At 62.6% G+C, this 13413-nt stretch carries 11 protein-coding genes; all 11 read right to left on the reverse strand.

Going from position 1 to position 13413, the window contains the following annotated elements; all coding sequences use genetic code 11:
* Positions 1-2 precede the first annotated feature (2 nt).
* From PWM43_RS07235 to nuoC, 11 genes are read right to left on the reverse strand one after another with little or no spacing between them, the layout of a single operon-like run.
* Positions 3-1451, reverse strand: coding sequence for an NADH-quinone oxidoreductase subunit N (locus PWM43_RS07235; RefSeq protein ID WP_289841829.1), 1449 nt, complete (start codon positions 1449-1451; stop codon positions 3-5).
* Complete coding sequence (locus PWM43_RS07240) at positions 1451-2941, reverse strand: complex I subunit 4 family protein (protein ID WP_289841830.1); 1491 nt, start codon at positions 2939-2941, stop codon at positions 1451-1453. Before PWM43_RS07240 ends, PWM43_RS07235 begins: the two co-directional genes overlap by 1 nt.
* The gene (gene nuoL / locus PWM43_RS07245) at positions 2941-4782 is read right to left on the reverse strand and encodes an NADH-quinone oxidoreductase subunit L (RefSeq protein ID WP_289841831.1); all 1842 of its coding nucleotides are present in this window, start codon (positions 4780-4782) and stop codon (positions 2941-2943) included. Before nuoL ends, PWM43_RS07240 begins: the two co-directional genes overlap by 1 nt.
* A 6-nt stretch (positions 4783-4788) precedes the next feature.
* Entirely contained in the window at positions 4789-5100 is a 312-nt protein-coding gene (nuoK, locus tag PWM43_RS07250) for an NADH-quinone oxidoreductase subunit NuoK (protein WP_289841832.1), read from the reverse strand.
* A complete protein-coding gene (gene nuoJ, locus PWM43_RS07255) occupies positions 5097-5609 on the reverse strand; it encodes an NADH-quinone oxidoreductase subunit J (RefSeq protein WP_289841833.1) in 513 nt (170 codons plus the stop codon). The genes nuoK and nuoJ overlap by 4 nt, the downstream gene beginning before the upstream one ends.
* A 2-nt stretch (positions 5610-5611) precedes the next feature.
* Positions 5612-6124, reverse strand: coding sequence for an NADH-quinone oxidoreductase subunit NuoI (gene nuoI, locus PWM43_RS07260; protein ID WP_289841834.1), 513 nt, complete (start codon positions 6122-6124; stop codon positions 5612-5614).
* A gap of 16 nt (positions 6125-6140) precedes the next feature.
* Entirely contained in the window at positions 6141-7091 is a 951-nt protein-coding gene (gene nuoH / locus PWM43_RS07265; RefSeq protein ID WP_289841835.1) for an NADH-quinone oxidoreductase subunit NuoH, read from the reverse strand.
* Positions 7092-7095: 4 nt separating this feature from the next.
* The gene (gene nuoG / locus PWM43_RS07270) at positions 7096-9789 is read right to left on the reverse strand and encodes an NADH-quinone oxidoreductase subunit NuoG (RefSeq protein WP_289841836.1); all 2694 of its coding nucleotides are present in this window, start codon (positions 9787-9789) and stop codon (positions 7096-7098) included.
* Between the two features lie 11 nt (positions 9790-9800).
* Positions 9801-11126 (reverse strand): complex I 51 kDa subunit family protein, encoded by a 1326-nt coding sequence (locus tag PWM43_RS07275; RefSeq protein WP_289841837.1) that lies wholly within the window; start codon positions 11124-11126, stop codon positions 9801-9803.
* On the reverse strand, positions 11123-11644 hold the full coding sequence (gene nuoE / locus PWM43_RS07280) for an NADH-quinone oxidoreductase subunit NuoE (RefSeq protein WP_289841838.1): 522 nt from the start codon (positions 11642-11644) through the stop codon (positions 11123-11125). The genes PWM43_RS07275 and nuoE overlap by 4 nt, the downstream gene beginning before the upstream one ends.
* The gene (nuoC, locus tag PWM43_RS07285) at positions 11631-13412 is read right to left on the reverse strand and encodes an NADH-quinone oxidoreductase subunit C/D (protein ID WP_289841839.1); all 1782 of its coding nucleotides are present in this window, start codon (positions 13410-13412) and stop codon (positions 11631-11633) included. Before nuoC ends, nuoE begins: the two co-directional genes overlap by 14 nt.
* Position 13413: the final 1 nt, after the last annotated feature.

The following is a 13413-nucleotide window of genomic DNA, read 5'->3' on the forward strand; positions in this document are numbered from 1 at the left end:
GATCAGGGCTGTCCGGACGAACCCGGCGGCGGGGACGGCATGACGATCAGATTGCGCCCGAGATCCACGAGCGTTCCGGGGAAGACACCGAACAGCAGGGTCACGCAGGCAAGAACCGCGATCAGAGCGCCATTCCCGAACCACGGAGATGTCACTTCCCGCTCCGGACGCTCGACAGGCGCCGGCATCAGCATGATGCGGATGACACGAAGATAATAGTAGAGCCCGATCACGCTGCTCATGACGAGGATGAGAAGCAGGCCGAGACGTCCACCAGCCATGCCCGCCGCCGCGATGTAGAACTTCGCGAAAAATCCGACGGCGGGTGGAATACCGGCCAGCGACAGAAGCATGATGGACATGGCCGCCGCCGCCATGGGACGACGCCGGAACATCCCGTGCCAGTCCCGGATATCGGTGCCCTGCGGCATGATCCCCGCCATGAGCGCGAAGATGCCAAGCGTCGAAACCGAATAAGCCGCGAGATAGAACGCCGAACTCGCAAAGGAAAGCGGTCCCGGCGAGAGAAACGCCACCAGCAGATAGCCGATATGCGCAATCGACGACCCCGCGAGCATGCGCCGCAGATCCGTCTGCACCAACGCCAGGAGATTGCCGCCCACCATGCTCAGGATCGCAACCGCGATCACCTCGTTGGTCGCCGGACCCGACATGTAGAGATTGACCGAAGCGAAATATCGGACCATCGCCGCGAAGAGAGCGATTTTGGACAGCACCGCCACCAGAGCGGCGACCGGAATGGACGTGCCTTCGAGCACATCGGCCAGCCAGAGATGAAACGGCACGGCGGAGAGCTTGAAGAACATGCCGCTCAGCACGAGCACCGTTCCCATGGTGGCCAGCAGAGGCTCCGGCATATCGCCCGTATTGGGCGCGATGAAGCGCAGAGAGCCGGTCTCCAGATAGGTCAGCGCAAAACCGAACAGCAGCATCGCCGAGGCGACGCCCGACAGGACGATATATTTCATCGCCGCTTCGCCGGCGTCGATGCGCCCGTTGCGGAACGCGATCAGGCCCAGCAGGGGAAGGCTCAGCGTCTCCAGCCCGAGGAAGAACGAGACGTCATGGACCGCGCCGGTCATCGAGACGCCACCCAGCGTGGCCAGTGTCAGCAGCAGGTAATATTCGCTGCCCACCGTCGCGTCGGAGACGACGGCATTGCGCCAGGACATGATATGGATGGCGATCGCCGAAAGGATGATGAGGACCGCGCTGTAGGACGCCCACACATCAGGCGCGAACAGCGCGACCGAGCCCGCCATGTAGAGGACGGTCGGCATCGACACCGCGACGAGCGACGCGACCAGCACGAGCAGCCCGATCACGGCGTCACGGGCGACGTTCCTGCCGATGGCCACGCCCAGCATCTGGACGAGCGCCCCGACACACAGGACGAGGACGGCATTGGGGAGGAAGGAAAAGGACATCATCAGCGTGCCGGCTCCTCGGCAAGACTCAGACTCTGCGGATGCAGACTGCCGGGCGTGGACAGATCGAGAACCGGCTGGGGATAGAACCCCAGAACCAGCAACAGGACGGTCGCGACACCGAGAACGGCGAGATGGGGTGTCGATGGCGCGCCGAGCGGCTGGCTCCCCTCGATGACGGCGGGGCCGTAGAAGATCCGCTTCATCATGGTCAGCGCGTAGACCGAAGACAGGACGGCGCCAAAGGCCGCGAGGAACGTCGCGACGTGACTGATCTGCCAGGCGCCGAGCAACGTCATGAACTCGCCGACGAAATTGCCGATGCCGGGCAGTCCCAGCGAGGCGGCGGTGAAGAACATGGCAAAAGCCGAGAATTGCGGCATGGCGGGCCAGAGGCCACCGAGCCTGCGCATGTCACGCGTCCCGGTGCGCTCTTCGACGAAGCCCGCGATGATGAACAGGGCGCCGGTGCTCAGGCCATGCGCCACCATCTGGATGACCGCGCCTTCGGTTCCGACGCGCGTGCCGGAAAAGACGCCGAGCACGATGTAGCCAAGATGGCTGATCGACGAATAGGCGATCACGCGCTTCACGTCGTCCTGCGCGACGGCGAGCCACGCGCAGTAGAGAATGCCGATCACGCCAAGGGCGATCATCAGGGGCGCGATCTGCGCCGTGGCCGAGGGGAACATCTGCGCGACGAAACGGATCATGCCGTAAGCGCCGGTCTTGGAAAGGATACCGGCCAAGAGGACGCTCGCCGCCGTCGGGGACTCTGCGTACGTATCAGGCTGCCAGACATGAAACGGCAGCATCGGCATCTTGACCGCGAAAGCGATCAGGAAACCGAGCATGATCGTCGGCGCGAGAAAGGAATGTCCCGCCACCTGCGCCAGAACGAAATAATTGAAGGTCAGGACGCCCGTATCATGCGCGTTGATCACGGCCAGAGCCAGGATCGACAGCAGCATCAGCAGACCACTGCCCTGCGTGAACAGGAAGAACTTCAGCGTCACGCGCGCACGATCCGCATGTCCCCAGATCAGAAGGACACCGAACAGCGGCAGAAGCATCAGTTCCCAGAAGCAGAAGAACAGGAACATGTCGGTCGAGAGGAACACGCCGTTCACACCCGCGATCGTCGCGAGCAGCAGAAACTGGTACAGCCCCGGCCGGTCCCTGACATGGCGCGTGCAGAGCAGCACCGTGGGAATGGCGATCAACAGGTTCAGCCAGAGCAGCACGAGGCTGACACCGTCCATATCGAAGCGGATATCGATACCGAGCATCGACACCCAGGGCGCCGCGAAATGCGCGCGCCAGCCCGGCCCGAAGGTCGTGGCGCTCAGATCGACCAGCAGAAGAGCCTGAAGAGCCAGCGTCACCAGCGATACGAGCCAGGGTGTCCTGGCCGGACCACGCAGATCCGAAAGCCAGGCAGCGAGACCGCCGAAAAAGGGAAGAGCGACGAGAGCGGGAAGAGCAAACATCATTACACCGCCAGACAGAGAGCAAGCACGGTGCCCACAGCGATCCACGCCGCGTAACGCCGGACCTGGCCGGTTTGCATGAGACCGAACGCGCGACCGAAGAACTGCGTCACGCTGGCCAGAAGATCATAAAGACGATCAATGAAATCGTTCCGGTTGAGGCGACCGAGCGCCAGATAGGGACGAACGAAAACGACATCATAGAGCGCATCGAATCCCCAGTCCGCACGCAGGACGCGAACCAGCGGCTGGTCCAGAGCTTCCGGCGCGCGACCCGTCGGCTTCCAGAGCATCCACGCCAGCGATACGCCGATCAACGGCACGATGGAACCGATCAGCAGCAGAACCGCGCCGCCGTGCTCTTCTGGAAGTTCACCCAGAACCGGCGAAAGCAGATTGGAGAAAATATGCACCGAGCCCAGCGAGTCCGGCACTTCCATCCAGCCGCCGATGATCGCCAGCACACCGAGAATGGCCAGCGGCACGGCCTGAACGATGCCCGTCCGACCATGCGCATGCGTCCGTGCCTCGCCCCAGAACGTGATGAACACGCAGCGGAAAATATAGATCGAGGTCAGGAACGCGCCGAGGATGCCGCCGAGCCAGAACAGGGGTGCGACGTTATAGGCGCTCGTCAGGATCATTTCCTTGGAGAAATACCCTGCGGTGATGAGCGGCAGACCCGCCAGCGCCGCGGAACCCGCGATGAACGCCCAGAACACGCCCGGCATTTCCTGACGCAGTCCGCCCATCTTGAAGATATCCTGCTCGTGATGGACGCGCAGGATGATGGAGCCCGCCGCCATGAACAGGAGCGCCTTGAAGAAAGCATGCGTCACGAGATGGAACATGGCGCCCTGCCATGCACCGCAGCCGAGCGCCATATACATGTAGCCAAGCTGGCTCATGGTCGAATAGGCGAGCACGCGCTTGATATCGGTCTGCACGAGCGCGCTGCCCGCGGCGAAGAGGATGGTCACGAAGCCAATGACCGCACAGAGGAGCATGACCCCCGGCGTAAGCAGAAAGACCGCATGCAGACGCGCAATGAGATAGACGCCCGCCGTGACCATCGTTGCGGCATGAATGAGCGCCGAAACCGGCGTCGGACCCGCCATGGCGTCCGGCAACCAGGTCTGGAGCGGAAGCTGCGCCGATTTCGCGACCGCGCCGCCCAGCAGCAGAAGCGTCGCCAGTGTGATGGCCGCATGGGGCGCATGCGGCGCGGCCTGAATGACGGCATTGAAATCGAGGCTGCCGACGCCCGTCGCGAGGAGCAGGAGCGCGACAAGAAACAGCGCGTCGCCGATACGCGTCACCACGAAAGCCTTGCGCGCCGCGTTGGCGTTCGGTGTCTCGTGATACCAGAACCCGATCAGGAGGTAGGAACACACGCCCACGCCTTCCCAGCCGAAATAGACCGCGATCATGTCCGATGACAGCACGAGCAGCAGCATCGAGGCCACGAACAGGTTCATATAGACGAAGAACCGCGCGATATCCGGATCGTCGCGCATATAGGAGCATGCGTAGACGAGGATCAGGAAGCCGATGCAACTCACCACCAGCATCATGACGAGCGAGAGCCGGTCAAGCGTCAGGGCGAAGCTGGTATCAAAGCCGCCGACATGGATCCAGTGCCAGAGCACGACATGAAGTGCGCCGGTCGAGTCCGGCCCGTTGAGGAAGGTGACGGCTTCGATCACGCCGAACAGAGCACAGAGCCCCATCCCGACGCCGACGAGGCCGCACGTCGCCCGCGCGGGCATGGTGCCGCGGGACAGAAGCAGAATGACTGCGACCGCCAGCGGACAGAGAATAATCAGAGGAAGCAGAGCAGCCACGACGCCTTACCCCTTGAGCCGGTTGCCGGTATCGGCATCGAGTGTTCCACGGCCCGCCGCGTGCATGCGCAGGACGATGGCAAGGCCAACGGCCGCTTCGGCCGCCGCATAGGCGATGATCATGAGAAACATGACCTGCCCGTCCGCCGCGTGCCAGCGCGCGCCCGCCGCGATGAAAGCCAGCGCGGCGGCGTTGAGCATGATCTCAACCGAAATCAGCATGAAAAGCAGATTGCGCCTGACCATCACGCCAAGCAGGCCGATCACGAAGAGGATCGACGCGATCGCAATCGCCGCTATGGGATCTCCCGGATTCATTCCTGTCTCTCCCCGATGCGACGTCCGATATGAAAGGCGCTGACCAGCCCCGCGAGCAGCAGGAAAGAGGACAGCTCGACCGTCAGCAGATACGGGCCATAAAGCCTTAACCCGACGGCCTGCGGTCCGATCGGACCACCAGCGGCCATAGGCATCGGGTCCGCGGTGACATGCGATGCGCCGAAAAGCAGCGTGCAGAGCAGAATCAGCGCAAGAAGCGCTGGAACGATCCAGGTTCCGACCGTCAGCCAGCTTTTTTCACGCTCCTGATCCGGACGCCCGAGATTGACCATCATCACGACGAACACGAAGAGCACCATGATGGCGCCCGCATAGACGATCACCTCGAGCGCTGCCGCGAACGGCGCGCCCAGTGTGTCGAACACGCAGGCCAGAGCCAGAAGTGTCGCGACCATGTAGACAAGCGCGTGGACCGCGATGGTCCGGGTGATGACCATCGCTGCAGCGCAGACGGCGACCAGCCCGTAAATGGCGAGGGGAATACTCATGATCAGGGCATCAGCGAGTGGGTGTCGACAGGCGCCAGCTCATGCTCGGCCTCGCCTTTTCCCTTACCGGGAATGGCCAGACCGGAAACATTGTAGAAGCTGTAATCCGGCACCTTGCCCGGTCCGCTGATCAGCAGGTCCTCTTTCTCATAGACGAGGTTCTGCCGGACATATTCCGCCATCTCGAAATCCGGTGTGAGCTGGATGGCGTAGGTCGGGCAGGCTTCCTCGCAGAAGCCGCAGAAAATGCAGCGGGAAAAATTGATCTGAAAAAATTCCGGATACCAACGCCCGTCACGCTCGCCCTTCTGAAGGCTGATGCAATCGACCGGGCATGCCGCCGCGCAGAGATTGCATGCCACGCAGCGCTCCTCGCCGGACGGATCGCGCGTCAGCACGATGCGTCCGCGATAACGCGGCGACAGATAGGGCTTCTGTTCCGGATACTGCACCGTCTCGTTCTTGTGAAAGAGGTGCAGGAAGGTCATCCATATGGTGCGAATGATGCCAAACATGGCGGAAATCTCCACCTCAGGCCGACGCGCGCAACAAAAGGATCGCGCCGGTGACCACAGTGTTCAGAAGGGATAGCGGCAGCAGGACTTTCCAGCCGAACGCCATGAGCTGGTCATAGCGTGGGCGGGGAAGGGCCGCGCGCAGCAGAATGAAGAAGCAGATCAGGAACCCGGCCTTGAGCACGAACCATACGACCGGCGGCAACAGCGGTCCCTGCCATCCACCGAGGTAAAGCGTGGTGATGAGGCAGGAGATCAGCGCGACCCCCGCATATTCCGCGAGGAAGAACATGCCGAACTTCATGCCGGAATATTCCGTGTGGAAACCGGCGCCGAGTTCGTTCTCGCCTTCCGGAAGATCGAAGGGCAGACGATGCGTTTCCGCGATGCCCGCCATCAGGAAAATGATCGCCCCAAGAAACTGCGGAATGATGAACCAGCAGTGACTTTGCGCCGCCACGATATCGTTCAGCGCGAAAGAGCCCGTGGTCATGATCACGCCCATCAGCGCCAGCCCCATGAACACTTCGTAGCTGATCATCTGCGCTGCCGCACGCATGCCGCCCAGCAACGCGAACTTGTTGTTCGACGACCAGCCGCCGAGCACGACGGAATAGACCGCCATGCCCATCATGCCGAACACGAAAAGCAGACCGACATTCAGGTCACCGGCCACACTCCAGTTCGCCGTGACCGGAATGACCGCAAAGGACAAAAGCACACAGAGAAACCCGATGATGGGCGCGAGGACGAAAATGGTCTTGTCGGCGAAAGGCGGGATCCAGTCATGCTTGAACAGCATCTTGATCGCATCGGCGACCACCTGCAGCAGCCCGAACGGTCCCACCCGGTTCGGACCGGGACGATCCTGGAAAAAACCGAGAAGGCGGCGTTCGAGCATCGTGGAGAGAGCCGCGACGCCGAGGACACCGAACACAGTCACGAGAATGACGAGCACATACCACATGATGTCAGGCCGCCGCCTCCGCGCTGATGGTTCTCAAAGTCACCCAGCAGGGCGCCTCGTAAGAGCGCGCAACCATATGGGGCGGGCACAGCGCGACGCCGAGCGGAAGCGCGGGATCGTTCACGGCGGGCACGTCGAAAACCTCCGCGCCGATCTGTATGGAGACACGCGCCACCGGAGCGTCGCCACCGACGCGGATCACGGCCTCGGTCGCACGCGCCTTGATGGGATCGGACCACATGCTGGTTTCGCCCGTACCAAAGGCACGGTATTCCGGCAGTAGCAGAACCTCATTCTCACGCAGCGCCATGCGCGCGGGTGCGACCCCCGCATAACCGGCCGTGCCGCGTTCACCGATCACACGCACGCCGACATCGCCGCCGCGCAGTTCGCCGCCGATTTCCTGCTGGAACTTGTTGAGCGACTGCACCGAATTCCAGCCCGGCACCTGATAGAACGGGATCAGCGTGGCGGGCATGTCCGTCGTGTACGTGCCCTCCATATCCGATTTCAGGGGGGTATCGGGCGATGTCGGCGGCGGGATGTCGCGCACGCTGATATTGGCGCGAATGGCCGTACGCCCGCTGACACGATGCGTCTGGCTGCGGATATGCTCGCCTTCCAGTTCATAATCGGCTTTGGGGGCCGCTTCCACGATCCGGGCGAAAGCGGGAACGCCGGCGGCCGTCGCGGCGACGGCCTGATCGAGCGTTTCCCAGTCCAACACCCCCTCGTGACCGCTTGCGTGGGCGAAATCGCGAACCCAGCGCCATGAAACCTGGAGCGGCGCTTCGGGATAGACCACCTGAAGGAAGCGTTGCGCGCGGCCTTCCATGCTGATCATCGTGCCGCCGCATTCCGAAAACGCCGTCGCAGGCACGACCAGTTCGCCGCGCTCCGCCGTCGGCGTCACCGAATGATCGATGACCACGAGATGCCGGACCGACCGGACCAGCGTATCGAAGGCCGAGGCATCGAGCTGACGCGTGAGATCGGCTTCCATAACGACCAGCGTGCCAACCTGCCCGGCCTGGGCACGCTCGCACACCGCGTCGAGGGACAAGCCGCCCATCGTCGCCACGCCGAAACTGTTCGCTTCCGGCAGAACCAGCGTCAGACCCGCCGCCTTCCCCTGCGTCACCAGAGCCGCCGCGATATTCGCGGCCGCGTCCAGAAGCGCCGTCGAGGCATATTGCGTGCCCGAGACGATGACCGGCTTTTCGGCCACCAGCAGCGCGTCCGCCAGAGCGGTCGCACGCGCCGTCTCCTCTTCCGTCAGATCGCTGACGGCAGGCGCGGCACCGTCGATCCGGTTGGCGATGGCGAAACCAAGCCGCGCAATGTCATCGGGCAACGCACGCAGGGCCTGCGTCGCGGAGACATCCATATCGGTCGGCGCTGGAGTCACGACATGGATCGGCGCCTTGAGATCGGAGCCGAGCGTACGCACCGGCGCATCCAGCCAGTGCGGCAGGCGGTTCTTGTCCGCGAGCTTGTTGCAGGCCGTCCGGCGCGTCTGGAACAAGGCGAGGCTGAGACGGGGCGCTGTGGCGGCGACGTCCTCACCAAGCACCAGAACACAGTCCGCGCTTTCCATCTCGTGCAGCGGCATGACGCGGGCCGAGGTCGTGCGCAGAATATCGACCGCCCGCGTTACCGCACCATGAAGCGGTTCGGCCCAACCGGTCGAAAAATTGTCGGCGCCGACGAAACGACGCAGGGCGTAGTTGGATTCGATGGACGCACGACCGGACCCGATTCCGACGATCGGACCGTCCTTCGCGAAAGCCGCGAATTGTTCCAGCGCCTGTGCGACCGGAACCGGCGTCATCTGGCCGTCCATCACGTAACCCGCCGAACGCAGCCGCGAAGGCGCGTTGACGAAGCCGTTGCCGTAGCGCCCGCGATCGCAGAGGAAATAGCGGTTCACATCCTCATTGTAGCGATTGAGCGTCCGGCGGACTTTACCCGCGCGCTCGTTGAGGATCGTGTTGCAGCCCACCGAGCAGTGCTGGCAGACCGACGGCGCGCCGCGCATATCCCATTTGCGGGAATAGACCTTCGAGAACGGCTTGTCCGTAAAAACACCCGTGGGGCAGACTTCAACCAGATTGCCCGAAAACGTGCTTTCCAGCGTACCGCTTTCATAGCGGCCGAAATAGACGTTGTTGTGCTGCGCGAAGACGCCCAGATCCTCGCCGCCCGCGTAGTCACGATAGAAACGCACGCAGCGATAGCAGGCGATGCAGCGATTCATCTCGTGTTTGACGAGCGGACCGAGATCCTGGTTTTTATGCGTGCGCTTGTCGAACTTGAACCGACGTTCCCGATGGCCGGTCATGACCGTCATGTCCTGGAGATGGCACTCGCCGCCTTCCTCGCAAACCGGGCAGTCATGCGGGTGATTCGTCATCAGCCACTCGACGACTTCGCCGCGGAATTCCTTGGCCTCGGGGTCATCGACGGAAATGATGGCGCCTTCCGTCGCAGGCGTCATGCAGGCCATGACGATACGACCGCGCTTGTCGTCGGCGTTCTGGAACTGCTTGACCGCGCATTGCCGGCACGCCCCTACGGAACCAAGCTCCGGATGCCAGCAGAAATAGGGCAGATCCGTCCCGGCTTCCAAACAGGCCTGAAGAAGATTTTCGCCGTTGCGCGCCTCGACAGCGCGACCGTCGATATAAATCGTTGCCATGCCGTCTCTCCTTACGCCGCGTGGCCCTGAGCGGGCGATGCGCCTTCGCTCGGACGTCCCTGGGCGACCAGTCTTTCAAAATCTTCACGAAACAGTTTCAGCCCGCTGGCCAGAGGCGCGATCGCGCCCGGCGCATGGGCGCAGAAGGTGCGTCCCATCGGCCCGATCAGCCGCGCGGCATCTTCCAGCCGCGCGATGTCGTCCGGCGTTCCCCGGCCCTCATCGATCTCGATGAGCAATTTCTCGACCCAGGGCAGGCCATCGCGGCACGGCGTGCAGAAACCGCAGGATTCCTGGGCGAAGAAATGTTCGAGATTGCGGATCATGCCGATGGGCGATGCCCGGTCGTCGAGCAGGATCGCAAGCCCCGTACCAAGACGGCTTCCCGCCTTTTCGGGCGTCGCGTAATCCATGACGATATCGGCATGTTCCGCGCCCAGAAAGGCCGTGGACGCTCCACCGGGTAGGAAGGCGCGGAGTTTGTAGCCGTCCTGCATCCCGCCCGCGCATTCCTCGAGCAGCACGCCCATGCGCGTGCCCAGGGGAAGCTCATAGACGCCGGGACGCCTGGCGCGACCGCTGATCCCGTAAAGCTTGGTGCCGCCATCGTCACAGGCGCTGAGGCCGAGATACCAGTCGATGCCGTTGGCCAGGATGTGCGGCACATTCGAGAAGGTCTCGATGTTGTTCACGACCGTCGGAAGGCCCCACAGCCCGCTGACCTGCGGAAAGGGCGGCTTCGTGCGCGGATTGGCGCGACGACCTTCCAGCGCGGTGATAAGCGCCGTCTCTTCGCCGCAGATATAGCGGCCACCTGAAGGATGGACGATCAGTTCGAAATCGAAATCGGCCCCGAGGATCTTCGTGCCGAGGAACCCGGCCGCCTTGGCCTGTTCGACGGCGATCTTCAGGCGCTCCAGTCCGAGATGATATTCGCCGCGCAGGAAGATGACGCCATGCGTCGCCTGAATGGCGTAGGCCGCAATGATCATGCCTTCGATCAACTGGAGCGGATTGCCCTCGACGAGCATCCGGTCCTTGAAGGTGCCCGGCTCCATCTCATCGCCATTGGCAACGATGTATTTCTTGCGCTGCTTCTGCGTTTCCTTGGGCACGAAGCTCCATTTGAGCCCCGTATTGAAGCCCGCGCCGCCGCGACCGCGCAGCTTGGACTTCTGCACTTCCTCGACAACTTCCGCCGGACTCATGCCGGCCAGAACACGCCGCAGGCCGCGAAAACCACCGCCGCGCTCATAGGCCGCGACATCGGGCGGACTGGCCTGATCGACCAGCGCCAGAAGCGGGCGCTTCTCGGGATCTTTCGCCGTGTAGCTCATGACGTCTTCTCCCGATGCGCTTCAATGATCCCGTCAATGTCTTCGGGACGGACGGGACCGTAGATTTCCTTGTTGATCAGCATGGCGGGCGCGTGGTCGCAGTGACCGAGGCAGACGATCGGCAGCAGTGTGAACTTGCCGTCCTCTGTCGTCTGACCCATTTTCACGCCAAGTTTGCGGCACAGCTTCTCGCGCACGCCATCCGTGCCCATGACCCAGCATGACACGCTGTCGCACAGCATGATGACGTTTTCGCCGACGGGCTGGCGGAAAATCAGATTGTAATAGGTCGCGACACCGTCGATATCGGCCAGCGACATGCCCAGCAGATCGGCGATCTGCTTGAGGTGGCGGTCGCAGATCCATCCATAACGGTCCTGCACGATTTTCATCGCTTCGATGCACGCCCCGCGCGGCAGAACGTCGTGATGCGCCATGTCGAGAATGGTCTCGACCAGGTCGGCGTCAATCACGTCCGGCATGACGGTGCCGGCTCCGGTTTTTTCAGCGATCGACATCGGCCATCACGAAATCAATGCTGCCGATGATGGCGATGAGGTCGGCGATCGACGCGCCGCGCGCCAGCAGCGGAAGCTGTTGCAGATGAATGAAGGATGGCGTGCGGATGCGCGTGCGATAGGACATGCCGCCGCCATCCGACGTCAGATAATAGGAGTTGAGCCCTTTGGTGGCCTCGATGCAGGACCGCACCTCCCCGGTCGGAATCATGGGCCCCCAGCCGATGCCTACGAAGTGATGGATCAGCGTTTCGATATCATGCATCGTACGCGGCTTCGGCGGCGGCATGGCCAGAGGATGCTCGGCCTTGTACGGGCCTTCGGGCATGTTTTCGAGGCAGAAGCGGATGATCTTCAGGCTCTGGCGCATTTCCTCGATATGAACGGCCGCGCGGTCGTAGCAGTCGCCATTGGCGGCCGTCGGCACTTCAAACGGAATATGTTCGTATCCGGAATAGGGCGCTTTCTTGCGGTAATCCCACTCCAGGCCGGTGGCGCGAAGACCGGGACCGGTGATTCCCCAGTCAATGGCTTCCTCCGTGGAATAGATCCCGACGCCCTTCGTACGCGCTTTGAAGAGCGGATTCTGCATGACCATCTTGTCGTATTCGGCAAGACGGGGCGGCAGATAATCGAGGAACGCCTTGACCTCTCCTTCCCAGCCCTTCGGCAGATCCATCGCCACGCCGCCGATGCGGAAAAATGCAGGGTGCATGCGAAAACCGCAGATCTTCTCGATGATCTCGAAGACGCGCTCGCGATCCGTGAAAATGTAGAAGACCGGCGAAAGCTGCCCGAGATCCTGCACCATCGTTCCGTAGAAGACGAGGTGGCTCGACAGACGGAAGAACTCCGAGAGCATGATGCGGATCATCTGCGCACGCGGCGGAATGGTGATCCCGGCCAGCTTCTCGACCCCCATGACATAGGGGAAATTGTTCATGACGCCGCCGACGTAATCGACGCGATCGGTATAGGGAATGTAGCTGTGCCAGGTCTGGCGCTCGGCCATCTTCTCGGCGCCGCGATGATGGTAGCCGATATCGGGCACCGCATCGACGATGTTCTCGCCCTCGAGCTGGAGCATGACGCGGAACACGCCATGCACCGACGGATGGTTGGGCCCGACGTTGAGAAACATGAAGTCGCTGTTTTCGGAGTGACGCTGCATGCCCCACTCCTCCGGCTTGAACTGCAGCGCTTCCTGCTCGCGGAAAACGTCATCCTCGCTCAGCGTATAGGGCGGCCGCTCCGTGGCGCGCGCATAATGGTCCTTGCGCAGGGGATGCCCGACCCAGGTCGGCGGCGTCATGATGCGACGCAGGCTCGGATGCCCCTCGAACACGACCCCCATCAGATCCCAGGCTTCACGTTCCAGCCAGTTCGCGTTCGGCCAGACGACCGTGGCCGTCGGCAGCGTCGGGTCATCGGCGGAGACCGCAACCTTCAGGCGCAAATCATCCAGCGGCCCGTCGAAGGACGTGATCTGATAGACGACCGTGAAATCGGAGTCCGGCAGTCCCGGCGTACGGGTCTGGCGCTGGCGCTCGTCCACGGCTGTCAGGTCGAACAGCATCCGCAGACGCCCGGCGGCCTTGACGGCTTTCAGCACCGCGATGATCTGGCCGCGAGAAACCCAGTAGGTCGGCACGCCGTCGCGCGTTTCTTCGGCCATCAGGATCATGTGCGGCGGAAGGGCGGCGACTTCCGCGCCCATGGTGCCGGTCACCGCGCGCCCGCTTTCCGCGCGATCGAGAACTTCGCTCATC

Origin of the sequence: Brytella acorum (assembly GCF_029309905.1) — a bacterium.
Lineage (GTDB): Bacteria > Pseudomonadota > Alphaproteobacteria > Acetobacterales > Acetobacteraceae > Brytella > Brytella acorum.

Excerpts from the sequence above, each read along its gene's own strand:
- PWM43_RS07235 (WP_289841829.1), bottom strand. The coding sequence starts at position 1,451 with ATGATGTCCTTTTCCTTCCTCCCCAATGCCGTCCTCGTCCTGTGTGTC.
- PWM43_RS07275 (WP_289841837.1), bottom strand. The coding sequence starts at position 11,126 with ATGAGCTACACGGCGAAAGATCCCGAGAAGCGCCCGCTTCTGGCGCTG.
- nuoH (WP_289841835.1), bottom strand. The coding sequence starts at position 7,091 with ATGTGGTATGTGCTCGTCATTCTCGTGACTGTGTTCGGTGTCCTCGGC.
- nuoI (WP_289841834.1), bottom strand. The coding sequence starts at position 6,124 with ATGTTTGGCATCATTCGCACCATATGGATGACCTTCCTGCACCTCTTT.
- nuoE (WP_289841838.1), bottom strand. The coding sequence starts at position 11,644 with ATGTCGATCGCTGAAAAAACCGGAGCCGGCACCGTCATGCCGGACGTG.
- nuoG (WP_289841836.1), bottom strand. The coding sequence starts at position 9,789 with ATGGCAACGATTTATATCGACGGTCGCGCTGTCGAGGCGCGCAACGGC.
- PWM43_RS07240 (WP_289841830.1), bottom strand. The coding sequence starts at position 2,941 with ATGATGTTTGCTCTTCCCGCTCTCGTCGCTCTTCCCTTTTTCGGCGGT.
- nuoJ (WP_289841833.1), bottom strand. The coding sequence starts at position 5,609 with ATGAGTATTCCCCTCGCCATTTACGGGCTGGTCGCCGTCTGCGCTGCA.
- nuoC (WP_289841839.1), bottom strand. The coding sequence starts at position 13,412 with ATGAGCGAAGTTCTCGATCGCGCGGAAAGCGGGCGCGCGGTGACCGGC.
- nuoK (WP_289841832.1), bottom strand. The coding sequence starts at position 5,100 with ATGAATCCGGGAGATCCCATAGCGGCGATTGCGATCGCGTCGATCCTC.